The 15,681-nt window shown below is 68.1% G+C and carries 13 protein-coding genes; 7 read left to right on the top strand and 6 right to left on the bottom strand.

The genetic code is table 11. The annotated features are described in order from the left end of the window. Positions 1-126 precede the first annotated feature (126 nt). The 3 genes from ACFY0I_RS39645 to ACFY0I_RS39635 all read left to right on the top strand — a co-directional run bounded on the left by ACFY0I_RS39645 (position 127) and on the right by ACFY0I_RS39635 (position 2,711). Positions 127-1,008: an alpha/beta fold hydrolase gene (locus tag ACFY0I_RS39645; protein ID WP_388904671.1), complete on the top strand. Its 882-nt coding sequence runs from the start codon at positions 127-129 to the stop codon at positions 1,006-1,008. Positions 1,009-1,172: 164 nt separating this feature from the next. Next, the gene (locus ACFY0I_RS39640) at positions 1,173-1,370 is read left to right on the top strand and encodes a hypothetical protein (protein WP_388904670.1); all 198 of its coding nucleotides are present in this window, start codon (positions 1,173-1,175) and stop codon (positions 1,368-1,370) included. A gap of 237 nt (positions 1,371-1,607) precedes the next feature. After that, positions 1,608-2,711 (top strand): hypothetical protein, encoded by a 1,104-nt coding sequence (locus ACFY0I_RS39635; RefSeq protein WP_388904669.1) that lies wholly within the window; start codon positions 1,608-1,610, stop codon positions 2,709-2,711. A 706-nt stretch (positions 2,712-3,417) separates the two neighbouring features. On the opposite strand, the gene ACFY0I_RS39630 is transcribed toward ACFY0I_RS39635, so the two are convergent. The 4 genes from ACFY0I_RS39630 to ACFY0I_RS39615 form a co-directional block, all read right to left on the bottom strand. Then, positions 3,418-3,588 (bottom strand): hypothetical protein, encoded by a 171-nt coding sequence (locus ACFY0I_RS39630; RefSeq protein ID WP_388904668.1) that lies wholly within the window; start codon positions 3,586-3,588, stop codon positions 3,418-3,420. 67 nt (positions 3,589-3,655) lie between these two features. Next, positions 3,656-3,826 (bottom strand): hypothetical protein, encoded by a 171-nt coding sequence (locus tag ACFY0I_RS39625; protein WP_388904667.1) that lies wholly within the window; start codon positions 3,824-3,826, stop codon positions 3,656-3,658. A 98-nt stretch (positions 3,827-3,924) separates the two neighbouring features. After that, positions 3,925-4,773 (bottom strand): Scr1 family TA system antitoxin-like transcriptional regulator, encoded by an 849-nt coding sequence (locus ACFY0I_RS39620; protein ID WP_388904666.1) that lies wholly within the window; start codon positions 4,771-4,773, stop codon positions 3,925-3,927. Between the two features lie 16 nt (positions 4,774-4,789). Next, on the bottom strand, positions 4,790-5,320 hold the full coding sequence (locus ACFY0I_RS39615) for a DUF6879 family protein (protein WP_388904665.1): 531 nt from the start codon (positions 5,318-5,320) through the stop codon (positions 4,790-4,792). A 577-nt stretch (positions 5,321-5,897) separates the two neighbouring features. On the opposite strand from ACFY0I_RS39615, the gene ACFY0I_RS39610 reads away from it, so the two are divergent. Beyond that, positions 5,898-6,065 carry a hypothetical protein gene (locus ACFY0I_RS39610; RefSeq protein ID WP_388904664.1) on the top strand — a complete coding sequence of 56 codons (168 nt, stop codon included), beginning with the start codon at positions 5,898-5,900 and terminating at the stop codon, positions 6,063-6,065. Between the two features lie 91 nt (positions 6,066-6,156). Next, entirely contained in the window at positions 6,157-7,044 is an 888-nt protein-coding gene (locus ACFY0I_RS39605) for a PIN domain-containing protein (protein WP_388904662.1), read from the top strand. 338 nt (positions 7,045-7,382) lie between these two features. On the opposite strand, the gene ACFY0I_RS39600 is transcribed toward ACFY0I_RS39605, so the two are convergent. Together ACFY0I_RS39600 and ACFY0I_RS39595 are read right to left on the bottom strand one after the other, a co-directional pair. Beyond that, entirely contained in the window at positions 7,383-10,250 is a 2,868-nt protein-coding gene (locus tag ACFY0I_RS39600; RefSeq protein ID WP_388904661.1) for a tetratricopeptide repeat protein, read from the bottom strand. 86 nt (positions 10,251-10,336) lie between these two features. Beyond that, entirely contained in the window at positions 10,337-12,997 is a 2,661-nt protein-coding gene (locus ACFY0I_RS39595; RefSeq protein WP_388904673.1) for a Helicase associated domain protein, read from the bottom strand. A 1,579-nt stretch (positions 12,998-14,576) separates the two neighbouring features. Between ACFY0I_RS39595 and ACFY0I_RS39590 the strand changes: the two genes are divergently transcribed. Both ACFY0I_RS39590 and ACFY0I_RS39585 read left to right on the top strand, forming a co-directional pair. After that, positions 14,577-14,999, top strand: coding sequence for a hypothetical protein (locus tag ACFY0I_RS39590; RefSeq protein WP_388904659.1), 423 nt, complete (start codon positions 14,577-14,579; stop codon positions 14,997-14,999). A 192-nt stretch (positions 15,000-15,191) separates the two neighbouring features. Further along, positions 15,192-15,368, top strand: coding sequence for a hypothetical protein (locus ACFY0I_RS39585; RefSeq protein ID WP_388904658.1), 177 nt, complete (start codon positions 15,192-15,194; stop codon positions 15,366-15,368). Positions 15,369-15,681: the final 313 nt, after the last annotated feature.

Below are 15,681 nucleotides of genomic sequence, written 5' to 3'. Positions count from 1 at the left end.
GAACACCTCCATCAGCCGCTCGGGCAGTTCGTCGGGGGAAAGCGGTCGGCCTGCCGGGGTCTCGTTCACACCATCATCATGACACCTTGGTTGTCATGATCCCAAAAACATGACACCTTGGTTGTCATGACCGAGAACGCGACCGCACCCCGCACACGACTCTCCGACGACCCCGAAACCGTCGAGACCTTCGAGTCCGCGGACGGCCCGCTCGCCTACCGCGACGCAGGCCCCCGCGACGCCCACCCCCTGGTGCTGCTCCACACCGGCTTCACCGACCACACCCAGTTCGACAACCTGATCCCCGAACTGTCCCGGCACCACCGGGTCATCGCCCCGGACGCCCGCGGCCACGGCTACTCCGCCAACGCAACCGAGCCGTTCCGCCAGACCGACGACCTCGCTGCCCTCCTGCGCCACCTCGACCTTGCCGAACCGGTGGTCCTGGTAGGCATCTCGATGGGCGCCCTGACCGCCATCGACACCGCGCTGGAGCACCCCGAACTGGTCCGCGCCCTGGTTGTCAGCGGCCGCGGCATCGGCGAACCCGACCTCACGGACCCCTGGTCCACCGCGGTCGGCCAGGCCCAGTCCGCCGCCCTCGCGAGCGGAGACATCCCCGGCTGGCTCGACGCCTTCGCCCAATGGGTCCCCGGCCCCCACCGCACCCTCGACGACGTCAACCCCGAAACCGTGCGCCAAGTAAAGGAGATGGCGCTGCGCACGCTCATGAAGCACACTCCCGACGAACAGGACCTCACCGTCGCGGTCGCCGATGTGGCGGAGCGCGCGAAGAACGAGCTCGCCCTCCCGGTCCTCGCCATCAACGGTGCCCTCGACGCCCCCGGCACGGTGGCGACCGCCGACGCCCTGATCCGCGCCGTTCCGAACGGCCGCACCGTCACCCTCGACGGCGTCGCCCACTACACGACCATGGAGGCCCCGGAAGCCTTCACCCGCGCCTTGGAGGACTTCCTGCACGAGCTTGCCGAGACGACGGATCGTTGACCCGGCTATGCAGACATTGGGATGGTCGAGAGAAGTGACCGGCCCGAAAGCAGAGATTCGGGGCAGCGTCGGGGCCTGACCGGGCGACGCCGGGGGGGTGTGAGATCCGGCGGTGGGTGTCCGGGCAGGGCCCCGCCGCCGGGAGGCCGTGCGGGGGATGCGGGGTGGGGGACACCAGCCGCACGGTTTCACGCACCGGGGCCGTGATGGTCACGGTTGCCGGCTGGTCGGCTCCCGCCGCCGGGCGCCCGACCGCTTCGGACGGCCGCCTGGTGTGGGGGCTGCCCTACCGGCCCGCCGACGGTAGTGCACAGCTCGTCGCTGCCCGCGGCCTCGACGTGGCGGTTCCCACCGCGCCCTGAGCGTCCCGACCGTAGCCGCTCATCGGGAGGGCCGGGGCCCGGGCGGCCTTGCGAAAAGGTCGTGCCTGCCGCCGCCGATTTCCTCCTGGTCCGTGGAGACGGAACAATCTGCCGAATACATGGCACGTGGAGGGGCGTCAATTGACATCGGACATAAGCACGTTTGCCATCCCTTCCACCGGGCGCCCGCCCTCCTCCGTACCCATCGACTGGGCGGCCGTCGAGGACTGGCTCGGAATGCGGCTGCCTACCGACTACAGGCAGCTTGCCGACCGGTACGGGCCGCTGGACTTCGGTGAGTACGTGTGGGTCCACGTGCCGTGCGTCCAGAGGGACCGCTTCGACTACGGCGAGTGGCTGCGCGCGACGCACCGGCAGGCGCGGATCGAGGCGCGGGCGCTGCCCGAGGCCGAGCGGCCCCTGTTGCACCCCGAGCCCGGCGGCCTGTTGGCCTGGGGCTGCACGCGGGGCGGCGACGTATTGTTCTGGGACACCGCAGCCTCCGTCGACCCCGACAAGTGGACCGTGGTGGTACGGCACTCGGGGGCGGTGCCTGGCAGTGGCCTGCTCCGGTGGCACCGGTACGACCTGACGCTCACCGACTATCTGCGGTACACCGTCCGCGACGCCTGGGAGCTCCCTTCGCCTCCCGGCCCGCTGTTGGGCCCGCTGCCGGGCACGGTCGCGCGGACCGCCTTCCTTCCCGATGCCGAGACGTGGACCCCGCCCACGCCTGTCACCCCTCGGCTCACCGAGGCCGAGCACCTCATCGCGCTGGAGACGGGGACCGGGCTCAACGCACTGCGGCTGCTGTCGCCGCCACCGGAGCGGCCGTACCTGGGCAACGGCTCCTGGGCGGGGCTGTTCGCCGAGCTGGGCACACGGCTGCCCGGGGAGTACGTGCGGCTGATGGACGTGTACGGCGCCGGCGTCTGGAGTGGGTGGCTGCGTTTGCACACTCCGCTCCGGGCCGGCGAGCGACGCTTCCTCACGCACGTCGAGGACGTGGCGGACGCCTACCGGCAGCTCAAGGACGGCAACGCGGGCCGGTACCCCCTGGCCATCTGGCCCGAGCCCGGCGGCTTCCTGCCCTTTGCCAACTCCATCGACGGCGACTACCTCGGCTGGCTCACCGAGGGCGGAGACCCCGACACATGGCCGCTGATCGTCTGGCCCCGCCACGCGAACCAGGGACCGCCACTCCAGGGCGGCCTGATCGACACCCTCCTCGACTGGCAACGCGGCACGCTGGTCACGCATGGGCTCGCCGCCCTGGACGAGGACGACGACCCTGTCGAGTTCGCGGACTTCCGGCCCTGGGACGACCGCGCCCACTGGTGAGGGCTGCAATGGGCGGCGCGGGGGAGCGGGCCCGTGCTGGCTCCCGACCCCGTGACACCGCCGGCCAGGCCAGCCGCCGCCCGCTGCACGCGCCGTACGCCGGCGCGTCGCCGGCACGCTCCTGATACCGACCCGCTGCTGAATGACGAAGTTCCGTCGCCGACCGCTACACCGAACTCAACATCCGGGCCTGCTCCCGCTACACCGACCCCGTCACCGCCGCTGCCGCCGTAGCCGCCGCGACCAACGGCATCACTCTGCGCGGCCTGGCAAACAGCCGGCCACCCACCCGCGACGAGGTCGAAGCCATCCTGCGCCGCATCATGACCCCCAACCCCACCCTCGACTTCCCACGAGCCCGCACCGACGCGGGCACCGGCCCGTGAGCGCGCGCCGCAGGGTCATCGCGGACGAGCGACGGGCCCGCCTCGGCATCCGCCTGAGCGTCACGTGGTGCCCGCAGGCTGTTGACGGCAGGGGTGCCGGGTCCGAACACCAGGGCCCCAGGGATCGCAGGTCCTTGGTTGTCATCCGTCCGCCACGTCCGGCTCGACGGTGGGGCGGCGTGGGACGGTGCGGGTGGAAGCCGGTGATTGCGCGCGTCCCGCACGCAGGATCCGGACGGCGCCCGTGGTGTCCCGCCGTCCGGGTTCTGCCACGAGCGGCACCCGGGTGTTGGATGCTGCTCCAGCCGCGGTGTGAGGGTTCATCTTGTGTGCTCGACGTCCCGTATCAGTGCCTTGACCTCCCGGCCGGACTTCAGCCGCACCCACACATAGGCCGTGTCCGCGTCGACATCGTCCCAGCCGGAGCCGATCTGGGCGATGACCCCGGTGAACTCGGCCGGCAGCTCCCGCCCGCGGTCCTGGCGCTCCACGTGGGTGTGCCGGTGACGTTGGCCCCGACGTTCAAGGGCGCGTGGGTCTGCAGGGTGGGCAGCGAGCTCATGCCGTGCCCGCGTGGTCGGGCGGGGGGACGTCGAACTCCGGGTACTGGGCGAGGAACCGCTCCAGGCCCGCGTCGGCACGCTCCAGCAAGGACGAGGAGGGGACACCATAGGCGGGCTGCTCGCACGCCTTAAGGGTGTGGGCGGGCGTGTGTGGGGGTGCGCACATCAGGGCCTCCCAGGGCTGCGGAGCCGGTTGTCCCGGCCTCAACGACGCTAGGAGTCCTGACCGGGGACCTCAACGGTTTTGCAGGTTTTTGCGGACGACTAACCCTGTGCCGTACGGATGTGTTCGATCCGGGTGCGGGCCGCCCGGCCGTGGAGGGCCACGGCGGACAACTGCGCGAAGGCCCGCTCGTACACGGCGATCTCGCCGGGCGCGGTGATGCTCACGCGGGCCGACAGCAGCTCGATGCCGACCTGGGCGGTGTCGTAGAGGGTGAAGGACTCCATGGACCACAGCGGCCGGGCTGCTCCGGCCGGGACGATGCCCAACGACACCTGCGGCAGCGCGAACACCTCCAGCAGGCGGTCGAGCTGGGCGGCGGTGGTCTCCTTGTCCGCGACCCCGGGCAGCAGCACGGACTCCTCCAGGAGGAACGCGAAGGTGCGGCCGCGTTGGGTCAGGACGCGGGAGCGGGCCAGGCGGGCGCGTGCGGCGGAGTCGGCGTCGGTGTCGGGGGCGGCGTGGAAGGCGCCGTAGGCGGCGATGACGGCAGCGGCGTACCCGTGGGTCTGGAGAAGGCCGGGTACGACATGCGAGCAGTAGACGCGGAAGGCCCGGGTGCGGTCGATCAGCGGCACGATCTCGTTCTGCAGGCGGGTCAATCCGGCCCGGTTGAGGCGTTTCCACTCCACGTACATGGAGTTCGCGCTCCGCGCGGCGGCGATGAGGTCCGCCTCCTGGTCCTCGGCCCCGCACGCCGCGCACCAGGCGCGGATGTCGGCATCGGACGGCGCGGCCCTGCTGTGCTCGATCCGCGAGGTCTTCGCACCGTCCCAACCACATTGGGCGGAGAGCTCCCCGCCGGCCAGGCCCGCGTCCAGGCGCAGGTGTCGCAGCCGCAGGGCGAGCGCGGCACGTGCTTCCTGAGCACTGGACAGGGGCGAGGACACCGGGCGGGCCGTCAGGTCAGGACTTGTAGTCGGCCAGCGGCACGGCCCGATCCCACACCGCGCCGAACGCGGACGCGCACAGCGCGGCCGTGGTGGGGTCGTCGCACATCTCCCCGCCCGCCGGGGCGCCGTTGCCGGAGAAGTGGTTCCAGCGGACGAGGCGGCCGTCGATGAGCCAGAAGTCGTTTCCGGGCAGCGCGATGTCGGAGGCGCGGCGCCGCGGCAGGTACCGGATCTCCTCGCCCGCCAGAACGTTGACTTCCGCTCCGGCCAGCCCGTAGCGGGCGTAGTCCGACAGCGGCTCGGAGACGATCCGGGCCCGCCGCACGACCACGCCCCTGGCGACGGTACGGCGCACCAGCTCGACCCAGAACCGCCAGTATTCCGACGCCGGATCCACCTCCCGTTCCCCGGTCTCCAACCACTTCGCGAACCCCGGGGACTCGGCGGGCACCCCGTAGTCGTCCCTCATCTCAAGATGGACAGCGGATACGCCGGCGCCGTCGAGGAGGTCGTCAAAGCCCGGCACGACGTCGGTCTGCGTCATCACACGCCTTCCTCAGGATCTCGGTCATCGCGGCCGGGATGCGTACGACCGCCTCGCTGTCGGGGATGTCCCCGCTCTCCAGGCACTCGGCCCTCTCCCTCCCCGTAGCCTTCCAGCCCTGCACGAGGACGTCTCCGGTGCTCTGGTCGACCCACACTGACGGGCACTGCCCGGTGTCGCTGTCAGGGTCCTTGCCCCAAAACCGTAAGGCCATGACCGCCTCCTGCATCACGCTGTTTGCGGGAAATTGCACACCACCCCCAGCGAAGCAGTCCCCGCCCGGGCGGTCCAGACACCTACCGGCCTCGTCTCCCTCCAACCGGCCCCCGGCCCACCTACGCGGCACCACCTACTGCGGGCCCCATGCACGCCCGGTGTCCACCGCTGGGCCCCAGCTCGGGCTCTGCCTCTCCGGGCCGCGCACGATGCTCACTTTGACCCCGGGCGGGCCGCCTGCGTCGGTTCTGCCCCTCCAACTGGTACCGGGTTCGCAGTGGACGCAGAGGGGCGCGCGCCCTGGTCGGTGGTCGGCCTTCGCCCGCCGCTATGGCTTCGACATCGAGCGTCCAGTTTGGGGGTGGAGGCGCTGGAGCCGGAGGAACTCCAGCGCCTGGTCCTGGCCTCCGTCGCCCCGTGCATCGACCGCGACGTCCTCGCGCGGCAGATCGCCCGGGAGGAACAGCAGCGCCGGATCCTGGAGGAGTTCGCCGGTCGATGGGGCGAGACGATCGAGGGACCGTTGTAGTGGATCCTGTGCGGTGTCCTCTTCCCCGGTTCAGAGGGGCAATCGCGTCATCAGGCAGACCGCTGTCGGTGGAGGACGGCATCATCGGCAGATGGCCCCCATGCAACCCACTCCGCCCACGTATCTGGCCCGTTTGCGGTCAGACCTGGAGTCGATCGGCGAGGACTACGTACGCATCCTCGCCGATTCCCGGATTCGCAACATCGACCCCAACCGCGGCAGCAGCCACGTCATGTTCATCGGGGCCGCGCAATGGGGCTGGGTTCCCAGCAGCCCTGAACTCGAAGCCCGCCGGATGGAGCTGCTGGGGCGCCTACGGCAGTGGGAGCCGCTGCTCCGGCTCCTGTTCCCCCACCCGACGCCAGAGGTGACGAGGCGCCTGGATGACAACCTCGGGCTGTTGCTGCGCTGGCTGGAACGCGCGCGTGATAGGGGCATCCCCTCGACCATCGAGAGGGCCACCGAGCGTGTGCGGGAGGCGATGGCCACGCTCCAAGAGCTCGGCGACCTCCTGCCTGCTGACCCTTGGGCGGTACGGCTGGTCGTGGACACCAACGTGCTGCTAGATGATCCCGACGTCACGGCCTTCATGTCGCTGCTGGGAAAGCGGTACATGGTCCACGTGATGCCCGTCGTCCTCCGAGAACTGGACGACACCAAGCGCGCCGGCCGCAACCCTGAGCTCCGGGAGGCCGCTAAGAAAGCAGACCGCCGCCTGAAAGGGATGCGCACCAACGGCGACATGCGCCTCGGGGTCCGTGTTGCTGGAGACGTCCACGCCATGTTCGAGCACATTGAGCCCAAGGGCGACGGCCTGCCGAACTGGCTCGACCTTGATGTGCCGGACGACCGCCTGGTGGCTTCCACCCTGCTGTTGCAATCCAGGCACCCAGGCTCCGCCGTTTACGTTGCCAGCAACGACATCAACCTTCAGACGAAGCTCGCCGCTGTCGGCCTCCCCTTCGTTGAAGCACCCTGAGCGACGGCGGAGAACAAGGCGAAGGCTCCTGGGGTCACGACACCCCGGAGCCTCCACTCCGCTGACTGCGATCTCTCGCCTTCGTTCCAGTGGAGTGAGAGACAGCGAGGGTTTGTGTGTTGGCGCAGGGCAGCGCTGTTTTTCGGGGTGGGGCCCACTGTCCTGGATGCGAGAGATTGGGGCGATCCACTGTCACGAGGCGGGTTTCGTGCAGTGGCACTGACACGAATCGAGAGATCGCACCCTGCGGTGGATGAGGAAGGGTCGGGGCTTTGGCAGCAGCGGCAAGTCGAGCGGTCCCCATCATGCAGCCTGGTCAATGGTGCAGCGCCGTCCGGCTACGACGTGGATATGCCGCTGCGGATGAGCCATTGCCGGGCCAATTCCGATCCCACCTGTGCGGCGGCTCGGTTCAAGCGCTCAGCGTCGTGACGACGGCCATGGAAGAATCGTAGGTGGGCGAGGCCGTGCAAAGCGTGGCTGTTGCCAGCTGCCGCGGCAGCGTGCGCGAGGTCCTCGGCGCTCTGGTGATGACCCTGCCCCTCGCAGCGCCACGACATCCATTCCAGAGCCTTCGGATGGTTTTCGGTGGCGGCCGCGCGGTAGAGGCACAGGGCGGTGGCGAAGTCGCGATGGTTCAATCGCTCGCGTGCAGATGCGACAAGGACGTCGGCATGGCCGTGACTAGCGGCGATGCGGCACAGCCGGTCCGCATCGTCGAGTTCCCCGGCAGTGACCCGAAGCTGAGCCAGCAGGAGGGCGGCGGACGGATCTCCGTATTGAGCGAGGGCTGTCCGCGCAAGGCGTTCGGCGGTGGCCCCTTCGCCTCGGGCCTCATGGTGCTTGGTGAGCCACCGCGCAGCCACTGGATCTCCGGTCTCAACAAGCCATGAGTAGATCCGTTCGGCCGGGCGATGCATCCCGAGCGCCAACAATTTGTGGGCCAGATTGCGAGCGCCGTTGCGATCGCGGCTGACACCGTATGCCCTACGGGCCAGGCGCTCGGCGTCTTTGAAGCGCCCGGCGAGTCCCATAGCTGCGGAAAGCTCACCCAGGAGCAGGCCGTCGAGGCAATACTTCTCGATGAGCTCCTCTGCCCGCTCGAACCGGCTGAGTTTCATCAGGCGACGGATAAACCATTGCAGCACATCTACGTCTCCGCGCGCCGCTGACTTCAGATAGAGCAGCTCACAACTCACGGCTCCCATACGTCGGGCCGCTTGGGCAAGTTCTCGCACGTCAGTGTCCGTATGAGAGTGTGCCGACGCCGCTGCCCACAGGGAGGGGGCAGGGTCTTCCTTCTCGCGCGTCGCCCGGCTTCTCTCGTGGAGGTAGTCGGCCAGCTGGTACAGGCGACTTACGGGATTCTGCTCATCGGGACGAGGCCGGAACCGGGACAACGGTCCTGGCAGTTGGCGGATCGGCTTGAGCAGCTTGGCCAGGTGGACATCGAACCAGTCCTCATCCAAGGCATGCCACGTGGCATCGTCGATGTAGCCCTCGGCGGCTACGCGGAGGAAGTCCTCGGAGAGAAGCGGACCGTGTCCGCAGCGGCGTGCGTCCATGGCAGCGTGAAGAATGGCCCGGGCAGCACCGGTGGACTGCTCGTAACGACTCCAGAGAATCGGAGCTCCGGCCAGAAACTGAGTGATGCGACCACTGACGGCACGGCTGCGAGCCAGTTGTAGGCGTGCATCGGAGTCAATCACCGAAGCGGAACGCGCTAGGTCCCGCGAGGTGAAGGTGGTAGGCATCCTGACCGTTACCGCCAGGTCAGCAAGGTGATGCACCGCCCCCATCCCCGTTTCCATGTCGCAGCCTTCGAATGTATGCTCCGTCAGCTTGTCCCAGAAGTCCGGCCATATGGTGCCCAGAACAAGAACGGGCCCACGCTGAGGGTCTGTCAACAGGGCTTGCAAGCTGGCCGACGCCTGTGCCGCGTAGTCTTTGACCAATAGGTAGAGATTCGCTTCATTCAGCCAAAGCACAGTTCGTGGCTCTAGGGCCCCTTCCTGCAAGGCAGACATCAGAGCCGCAGGCCTTTCAGGGGTCAGCGGATGCACAATACGCCAGTCTGGGAGTTCGGCCCGAACCGCTTCCCAGCAGGACCGGGTCTTGCCCGTTGACGAGCCACCAACGACCATCACCATCCGGCTGCCGTTAGCCGCTCCAGCCACCTGGCGTCGTAGTTCGTCATCCAAGCTGGCTGGACGATCGATGTAGGTAGGAAGAGTAAGAGCGCCAGAGTGGATCTCCGCATCGAAAGAGGGGTGAACCTCCAAGCGCAAGGCATCGGACGGCTCCAAATTCTTCACCGCACGTACCCGGTGAGAAGCAACCCGACCTCGGGACGACGGATCGCCGCGCAGCGCGACACCCCGAGCCTGCAATCGACCCCGCAGCATGGCGGCGTCCACAGCACCGGCCCTCGGCCCCCATTCCTGCGCCAGCTCCTCTACCATCCGATACACCGCAGCAGAATCGTGCTTGGCCCCCGTCTGCAGTACCCGATCTTCTAGCAGGGAGCAGAGGTACGGATATCGCGGACTCATCTGCTCGGCGGGCTCGATTTCCACGACCAGGCATCGTGCGATCCGAAAGGCGCTCAGCTCCGCCGACTCCCTTCCAGGGGTTACAACGCCGCCTTCGGGGAGAAGATCGCTAATCGTGTCCACGAGGTACTTCCACAAGCGATGGTGATCTTGACCCACGTTCGGAAGTTGGCGCAATAGGCCGTCCAAGCTGTTCTGTGCGGCTGCGTACGCAGCCAGACTCTGCAGCAGCTCCAGACCTTTGTGGGGGCCGGATGCAGTTATGCCAAGCCGGTGCCGACCAGAATCGATCTCATCTCCGAAGGACTCAAGACTCTGCAAGCACTGTCGCATCGTCTTTCGCCACGGCTCACTGCTAGGAGCAATTTCCAAAGTACGTTTTACCTGTCGTTCCACTACCAACTGGAAGGAACTTTGGCGACTAAGAGCGACGATGTCATCTAGAGGAAACTCGCTGCCTTGCTGAAGGCGGAGCTCATTCGGCGCCACTTCTAGGCCGGGCACAGCCACGCCGCACAGCAGGGAGACTAGATCCAGAGCCGCGACTCGATACTCATAGATGGTGCCGCCACCACCGGTGCCGATAGAGGAAGCCCCCCTGCTCAATCGCTCACTCCTTGTCCATGCCCAGGCCACACGTGCAAGCACGTTCATACCCTCGGAACTCTAGGGCAGATGATCAGTCTGGCGTTCTCGAACGGGGGCCAGAATCGGTACTGGACGGCTCCGTGCATAGAGCATCAGGCCCACTTCATGCCGATCTCGCGCAGCGAGTCGAGCTGGTCGGCGGTGAGCTTGTCGCGCCGACTCTTGGTGTTGGAGACCCACACACCGAGCTTCACGACGATCGGCTCCGCCTCGCCCTCGACCGAGATCTCCTCCCCGTGAGCCCTCGGGACGGGCCGGTGGGCGCCTTCCCGCGCGACGTACTGCGTGAGGGCTGCCAGGCCCCGCTGGAAGGCCTGCTGCGCCTTGCTCAGCCCCTTCCCACCGCGACTGGCCGAAGGGGCGGGAGACGGCTTCTGGTCGGGCTGCACGCCCAGTGCGGTCAGTCGCTCCTGCTGCTCGGGCAGCAGTCGCGCCCAATTGGCCGGCTGCTTTTGCTGCTGGAGCCACCGGCCGACGTCGTCGCCGTCGAAGACGACGCCCGGCGCGATGTGGGGCAGGACGCCGTCGGCGTCGACCAGGTCCGCCAGGATTCGGTAGTGGCGCTGCCAGTCCAGGGGCCAGGGGCAGTTCCAGTCCTTGTCGATCGCGGTCAGCTGCGCCGCGCGTTCCGCTGCCCGGTCGGGGTCCTTGCCCAGGCCGTTCTTGGTGCCTGTGCGGCGGAGGTTGGCCATGTGCTGTCCGATGGGCACCATGGCGTCGTCTTCGCCCCACATGGCGTCCTGTCGGGGCGCGAGGTGCCCGGTGGCCCGCCGGTAGGAGTGGAGCGCGGCGAGCTTGGCCTCCCAGGCTTCTTCGCCGGGTTCCCACATCATCCCGGCTTCCGGCGCGTCCAGGAGGGTCTTGCGCCGGTCCTCGAGTTCCCCGGTCCGCAGGGCCTTGCGCTGCTGGTGCACCCACCGTCCGAGGGGGAACGTCTTCGTGACGCCGACCTCGACCTCGACGTCGTACGGGACGGGGTGGACGCCGGTGATCTCGTTCTCGGCTCGCCAGCGGATGAGGGCCTGGTAGCCCTCCAGCCACACCAGGGACTCGGGGCGGTAGACCCGGGTGCGCAGGAACGCGGCGATCGTGGCCGCGTCCCGGGGCGAGGAGAAGTGGAGCAGCGCCGACTCGGCCGCCGCGTCGGCGCCGTCCTCCTGGTCCTCGCCCTCGCTGCCGGCGCCGACGATCTGCCCGTCCTCGTCGCGGCGCAGGTGGGTCTTGCGCTTGCCGCTGGTGAGGGCGCGGGAGGCGAGCTGCTCGACCAGGCGCTCGTCGTGACTGCGGAGGCCCTGGAGGACGGCTACCAGGGGGCGGTAGCTCGCGGAGGCCACCATGTCGGTCGGGTCTTCCCCGGGCTCGAGGAAGACCGGCACGATGATCCTGGCGACCTTCGTGGTGTCGTCCTTGTTGAGCCGGAGCGCCCGGCCGATGTTCTGGACGATCTCCACCTGCGAGCCGCGTGTGTCGGCGAAGCAGATCGCCTCCACGCCCCGCTCGCCGGTGATGTCGACGCCCTCGCCCAGGACCCGCACGGACGCGAGGAAGGCCCGGTGCACGCGGTGGCCGGTGGCATCGATGCCGTTGGCGAACTGGCGCAGGGTCTCGCGGCGGTCGGTGACGAGGTGGTCCCCGCACAGCCAGGCCGACCAGACGCGGTCCGGGGGTACGTGGCGGCCGCCTTCCAGCTCGTAGAACTCGGCCTCGATCGATGATCTCGGCAGCCGGCCCGCGGCCGCGAGGTCGGCGCCCGTGGCGTCGGTGATGTACAGCTCGGCAGCGGTCTCGGGTAGCTTCTCGGCGAACGCGGCGGCCTCCTCGACCTTCTGGTGGAAGGTCATGACCGTACGGAGGTTGTAGGCCGCGGCGTGTTCCAGGAGCGCGGTCTGCAGCAGCGCCAGGCGCCGGCCTCGCTGTGCTTCCTCGGACTCTCCGAGGACGGGGGAGGGGTCGCGGATCTCCAGGACGTCGATCTCGAAGCCAGCGAGGATGCCGCGCTCGATCGCCTCGCTCAGCCCCAGCTCGGCCAGCCACGCACCGTAGGTGCCGTTCGGGTCGTCGGCCATGCTCGCGATCTCCGCCTCCTGGCCGCCAGCGCCCTTCTGCGGCCGGGCCGCGGCCAGGATGCGTGGGGTGGCGGTGAGGTAGAGCCGGAAGTCGGCGGGGATGCGGGCGTTGTCGTGGATCGCGGCCCACGGGCGTCCGAGGTCGCCGGCGGTTCCGTGAGCTTCGTCGACGATGGCGAGGTCGAAGCCGGTCATCTGCTGGCCGTAGAGCCGCTTCCCGCCCGCCAGAGCGGCCTCTAGGGGTCCGCGGACCTTCCGCTGGCCCTCGGGTGCGTCGATGTCCTCGCGGTCTACCAGGGATGCGTACGTGGCGAACACGACGACCGGCCCGGAGCCGGCCCACAGGGCGAGCTGGATCGGGTTCGTGGTCGTGCGTACGCCGAGCTCGTTCAGCACCGCGTCGTTCTTCAGCGAGCACACCGCGACCATCGGGGCCCGGTGGCCCACCAGCCGCCATGCCTGGGCGGTCTGTGCGAGGAGGTCCAGAGTCGGGACGGTGACGAGGATCCGGCCGTCTGTGAAGCTCTCCAGCGCGCACGCTGCGGCCGTGATCGTTTTGCCCGAGCCGGTAGCGGAGACGATCGTGCCCCGGGCTCCCTGCGGGGGCAGGGACGACTTTGCGGGAAATCCCACCCATTTTCGGAACGCCGACTTCTGATCGACCTGGTGTTCTCGGAGCTGGATCAAAAGAAATTCTCCCGGTTCGGGAAGGACCTGATCGACGGAGATGATCCGATATTCGCCCTCCTGGTATCTGCTGCCGGGCCAGGCGAGAATGTTCCGCGCGTGTTCGACGGCCGCGCCGCCGGACGCGGCGAAGATGTGGCGGACCACTACTTCTTGTCGGTCGGGAGCGATGGTTGCCCGGGCTGTGATCCGGTAGACGCGGTGCCGCAGGACCTCGACCGGCAGTCCGGCATCCGCTTGTTCGCTCCAGCGGGCTTCGGTGGCCTTGCGCTGTGCACGCCCCTCTTCCCGGCGTGCTACTCGACGGTCCTCGTCGGGGGAGTACACGGCCATCCGCTGCTTCGCCATGACCCGTACGATCCGGTGCCATTCGAGTCTCTGGCACGCGGCCATGTTCAGCTCGGTCGGCTTGAGTGGCTCCTCCGGTGCGGCGAGCACCCGCTCTTCACGGTCCTGGGCGGCCCGGAGTTGTACCTTCACCTCGCTCAACGGGAGCCCGAAAGCCCGCCTGACCACGGAAAGGCGCATCAATTCATCCGGATGATATTCGTAGAAAGGCATCCCAAACCCTCTCTGCGCGGCCGATCCGTGTCATCCATTTTTGCCAATCGTACATGCTGCATCAATATGATGCAGTCAATACCGGCCCAGCCGGCCACGGCGACGGAGCCGGCGATACGGATCAACCCAACGAAGTCCCCGAACCGTGCGGAATTGCAGGCCCCCGGCCCGGAGGGCCGGCTCCTCTTCCCCAGCGCGCGGTGCTGGGGGTTCACCCCGATGGATGATGGCTGGCGCCGGGTGTCTGATCATGGGTCAGGCACCCGGGGTGGATGCTGGGCTTGTGGTCGGGGTGGGGAAGTTGTTTGACGGGATCGAGTTGTGGGCGCGGAGGACCGCGTTCTCGTGGCTGATGGTTGCTGTCTGTGGGGTCTCGGCGCTGGAGGAGGGGTGGCTTCCCTTCCGGATTTTCTCGGCTCTTGTCGGTGCCTACGCTGTCGTGGAGGTCGCTCGAACCACGTTGAAATTGGCTCGCGATCCACGTCCGGCGAAGGAAAGGTTGGAGCGGCACATCGAGGAGTCGCCTACTTCGTAGCCGGTCGCGCACGGTGTAGGCGGACTGTTCGGCAGGTGGCGGTGGTGTTCTTCGTCGCGGCAGCGCAGTATGGGGTGATGCGGATCTTCGATGTGGTTCGACCGTTTTCTCGGGGATGGCCGACGAACCCTCCTCCGACTGTTCCCCCTTCGGGGCCACCGGTTTTCCACTGTCCTAAGCGCTGGCACCCCGTGCCTGAAGATCGACAGGTCTGCGACTGTTCGGAACCGGGATCAGCTGGAGAGCGAGTCCACTGACCACGCACATGGCCCCTCTGTAGTGAAGCGCAGGACACCGGCCCGAAGGGGCGGCTCTGGCTCGGCGTAGCCGAGCCCGTCGAGTACAGCGAGGCGGTTTCGTCCCTACACGCGCAGCGCGTAGGGACCCGCCCTGGCGGCAGTCGGATGGACTACCTGAGGCGCTCCACTGCTGCCGCCCTGCCCCGACCGTTCGCCCGATGGGGTGGCTACGTAGCCTTCGGCCATGACTGACGAGTGGTATGTCCTCATCGAGGAGAACGTTCATGAGCCCAGGCGGGTCGAGGGTACGGAACTGGAGATGTTTCGGTGGAGGGTGGCGGGCAGTTACTTCATCGATGGTGGTGAGGAGCGTGCGGTAGAGGTGGCCGAGGATGCGGCTCGGAATTACCTGCCGAGGGAGCTTGCGGAGCATGCCAGGTCGGGGGATGTGCCGGGACGTAGGGCCTTTTTGACCAGGGATGGGGCCTGGGTGGTGTCCATTGCGCAGCGGGGTCGGGGGTGTCACATAAGGGTGACCGTCGGTCGGCTCGTGCATCTCCAGGACGAGAGTGAGGCCCCACCGAGGTCCTTGAAGGAGAAGCTCCGCAGTGTGGTTCAGGCTCCGGGCCCTCGTCCTGCCCCATGGATGCCGACCCCGCGTCACTGAGGGCCCCGGCTTGTCTTCCTCAGCGTGCAGTGCTGGGTCTGCCCCGATGGATCACGGCTGACCGCGGGTGCTTGATCATGAGGGCAGGCATCCAGGGTGGTTGCTGGGTTCATGGGTGGGGTGGGGAAGTTGTTGGACGGGGTCGAGCTGTGGCTGCGGAAGATTCTGGGGCCGTTGTTCATGGGACTGTTCATGTGTGCGACTGGGGTCGCTCGCGAGAATTGGTGGCTCCCTTTCCGATTGCTGGCCGTGCTGTTCGGCCTGGCGGCGCTCGGGGAGTGCGTGAAGGAGACGTGGAAGCTGCTGCGCAGCAAGGAGTCGACCAAGGCGCAGCTGGATCGGCTGGAAGCCGAAGCGTTGAAGGAGTAGGCCCCGCAGGTGAACAGTCGGTCGCCCTGCTGCTAGCCGCCCGCGGAGCGGGCTGGTTCTGGAGGCGGAGCCGGAAGAACCCCGGGTGGGGGAGCGAAGCGAGGCCACCCAACGGGCCGAAGGCCCGTACCCCGTGAAACGGGGTCATCCCAGCCTGCGCAGCAGGCCGTTCGGGCAGCGCCCGAACCAGTCCGAAGCGAAGCGTAGGACACCGGACCGAAGGGCCGGCCCGGCTCGGCGCAGCCGAGCCCGTCGAGCACAGCGAGGCGGTTTCTCTCCTACGCGCGCAGCGCGTAGGGCCCCGCTCCGCGGG

This window comes from Streptomyces sp. NPDC001568 (assembly GCF_042893755.1).
In the GTDB taxonomy this organism is placed as follows: Bacteria; Actinomycetota; Actinomycetes; order Streptomycetales; family Streptomycetaceae; genus Streptomyces.
Note: the sequence above shows the minus strand (reverse complement) of the source record. Positions and strands in the feature narration are given on the sequence as shown.

Bases quoted from the DNA above. Each gene is read 5' to 3' on its own strand.
- ACFY0I_RS39615 (WP_388904665.1), bottom strand. From the start codon at position 5,320: ATGACGCAGACCGACGTCGTGCCGGGCTTTGACGACCTCCTCGACGGC.
- ACFY0I_RS39645 (WP_388904671.1), top strand. From the start codon at position 127: ATGACCGAGAACGCGACCGCACCCCGCACACGACTCTCCGACGACCCC.
- ACFY0I_RS39600 (WP_388904661.1), bottom strand. From the start codon at position 10,250: ATGAACGTGCTTGCACGTGTGGCCTGGGCATGGACAAGGAGTGAGCGA.
- ACFY0I_RS39590 (WP_388904659.1), top strand. From the start codon at position 14,577: ATGACTGACGAGTGGTATGTCCTCATCGAGGAGAACGTTCATGAGCCC.
- ACFY0I_RS39605 (WP_388904662.1), top strand. From the start codon at position 6,157: ATGGCCCCCATGCAACCCACTCCGCCCACGTATCTGGCCCGTTTGCGG.
- ACFY0I_RS39635 (WP_388904669.1), top strand. From the start codon at position 1,608: ATGCGGCTGCCTACCGACTACAGGCAGCTTGCCGACCGGTACGGGCCG.
- ACFY0I_RS39625 (WP_388904667.1), bottom strand. From the start codon at position 3,826: ATGTGCGCACCCCCACACACGCCCGCCCACACCCTTAAGGCGTGCGAG.
- ACFY0I_RS39585 (WP_388904658.1), top strand. From the start codon at position 15,192: ATGTGTGCGACTGGGGTCGCTCGCGAGAATTGGTGGCTCCCTTTCCGA.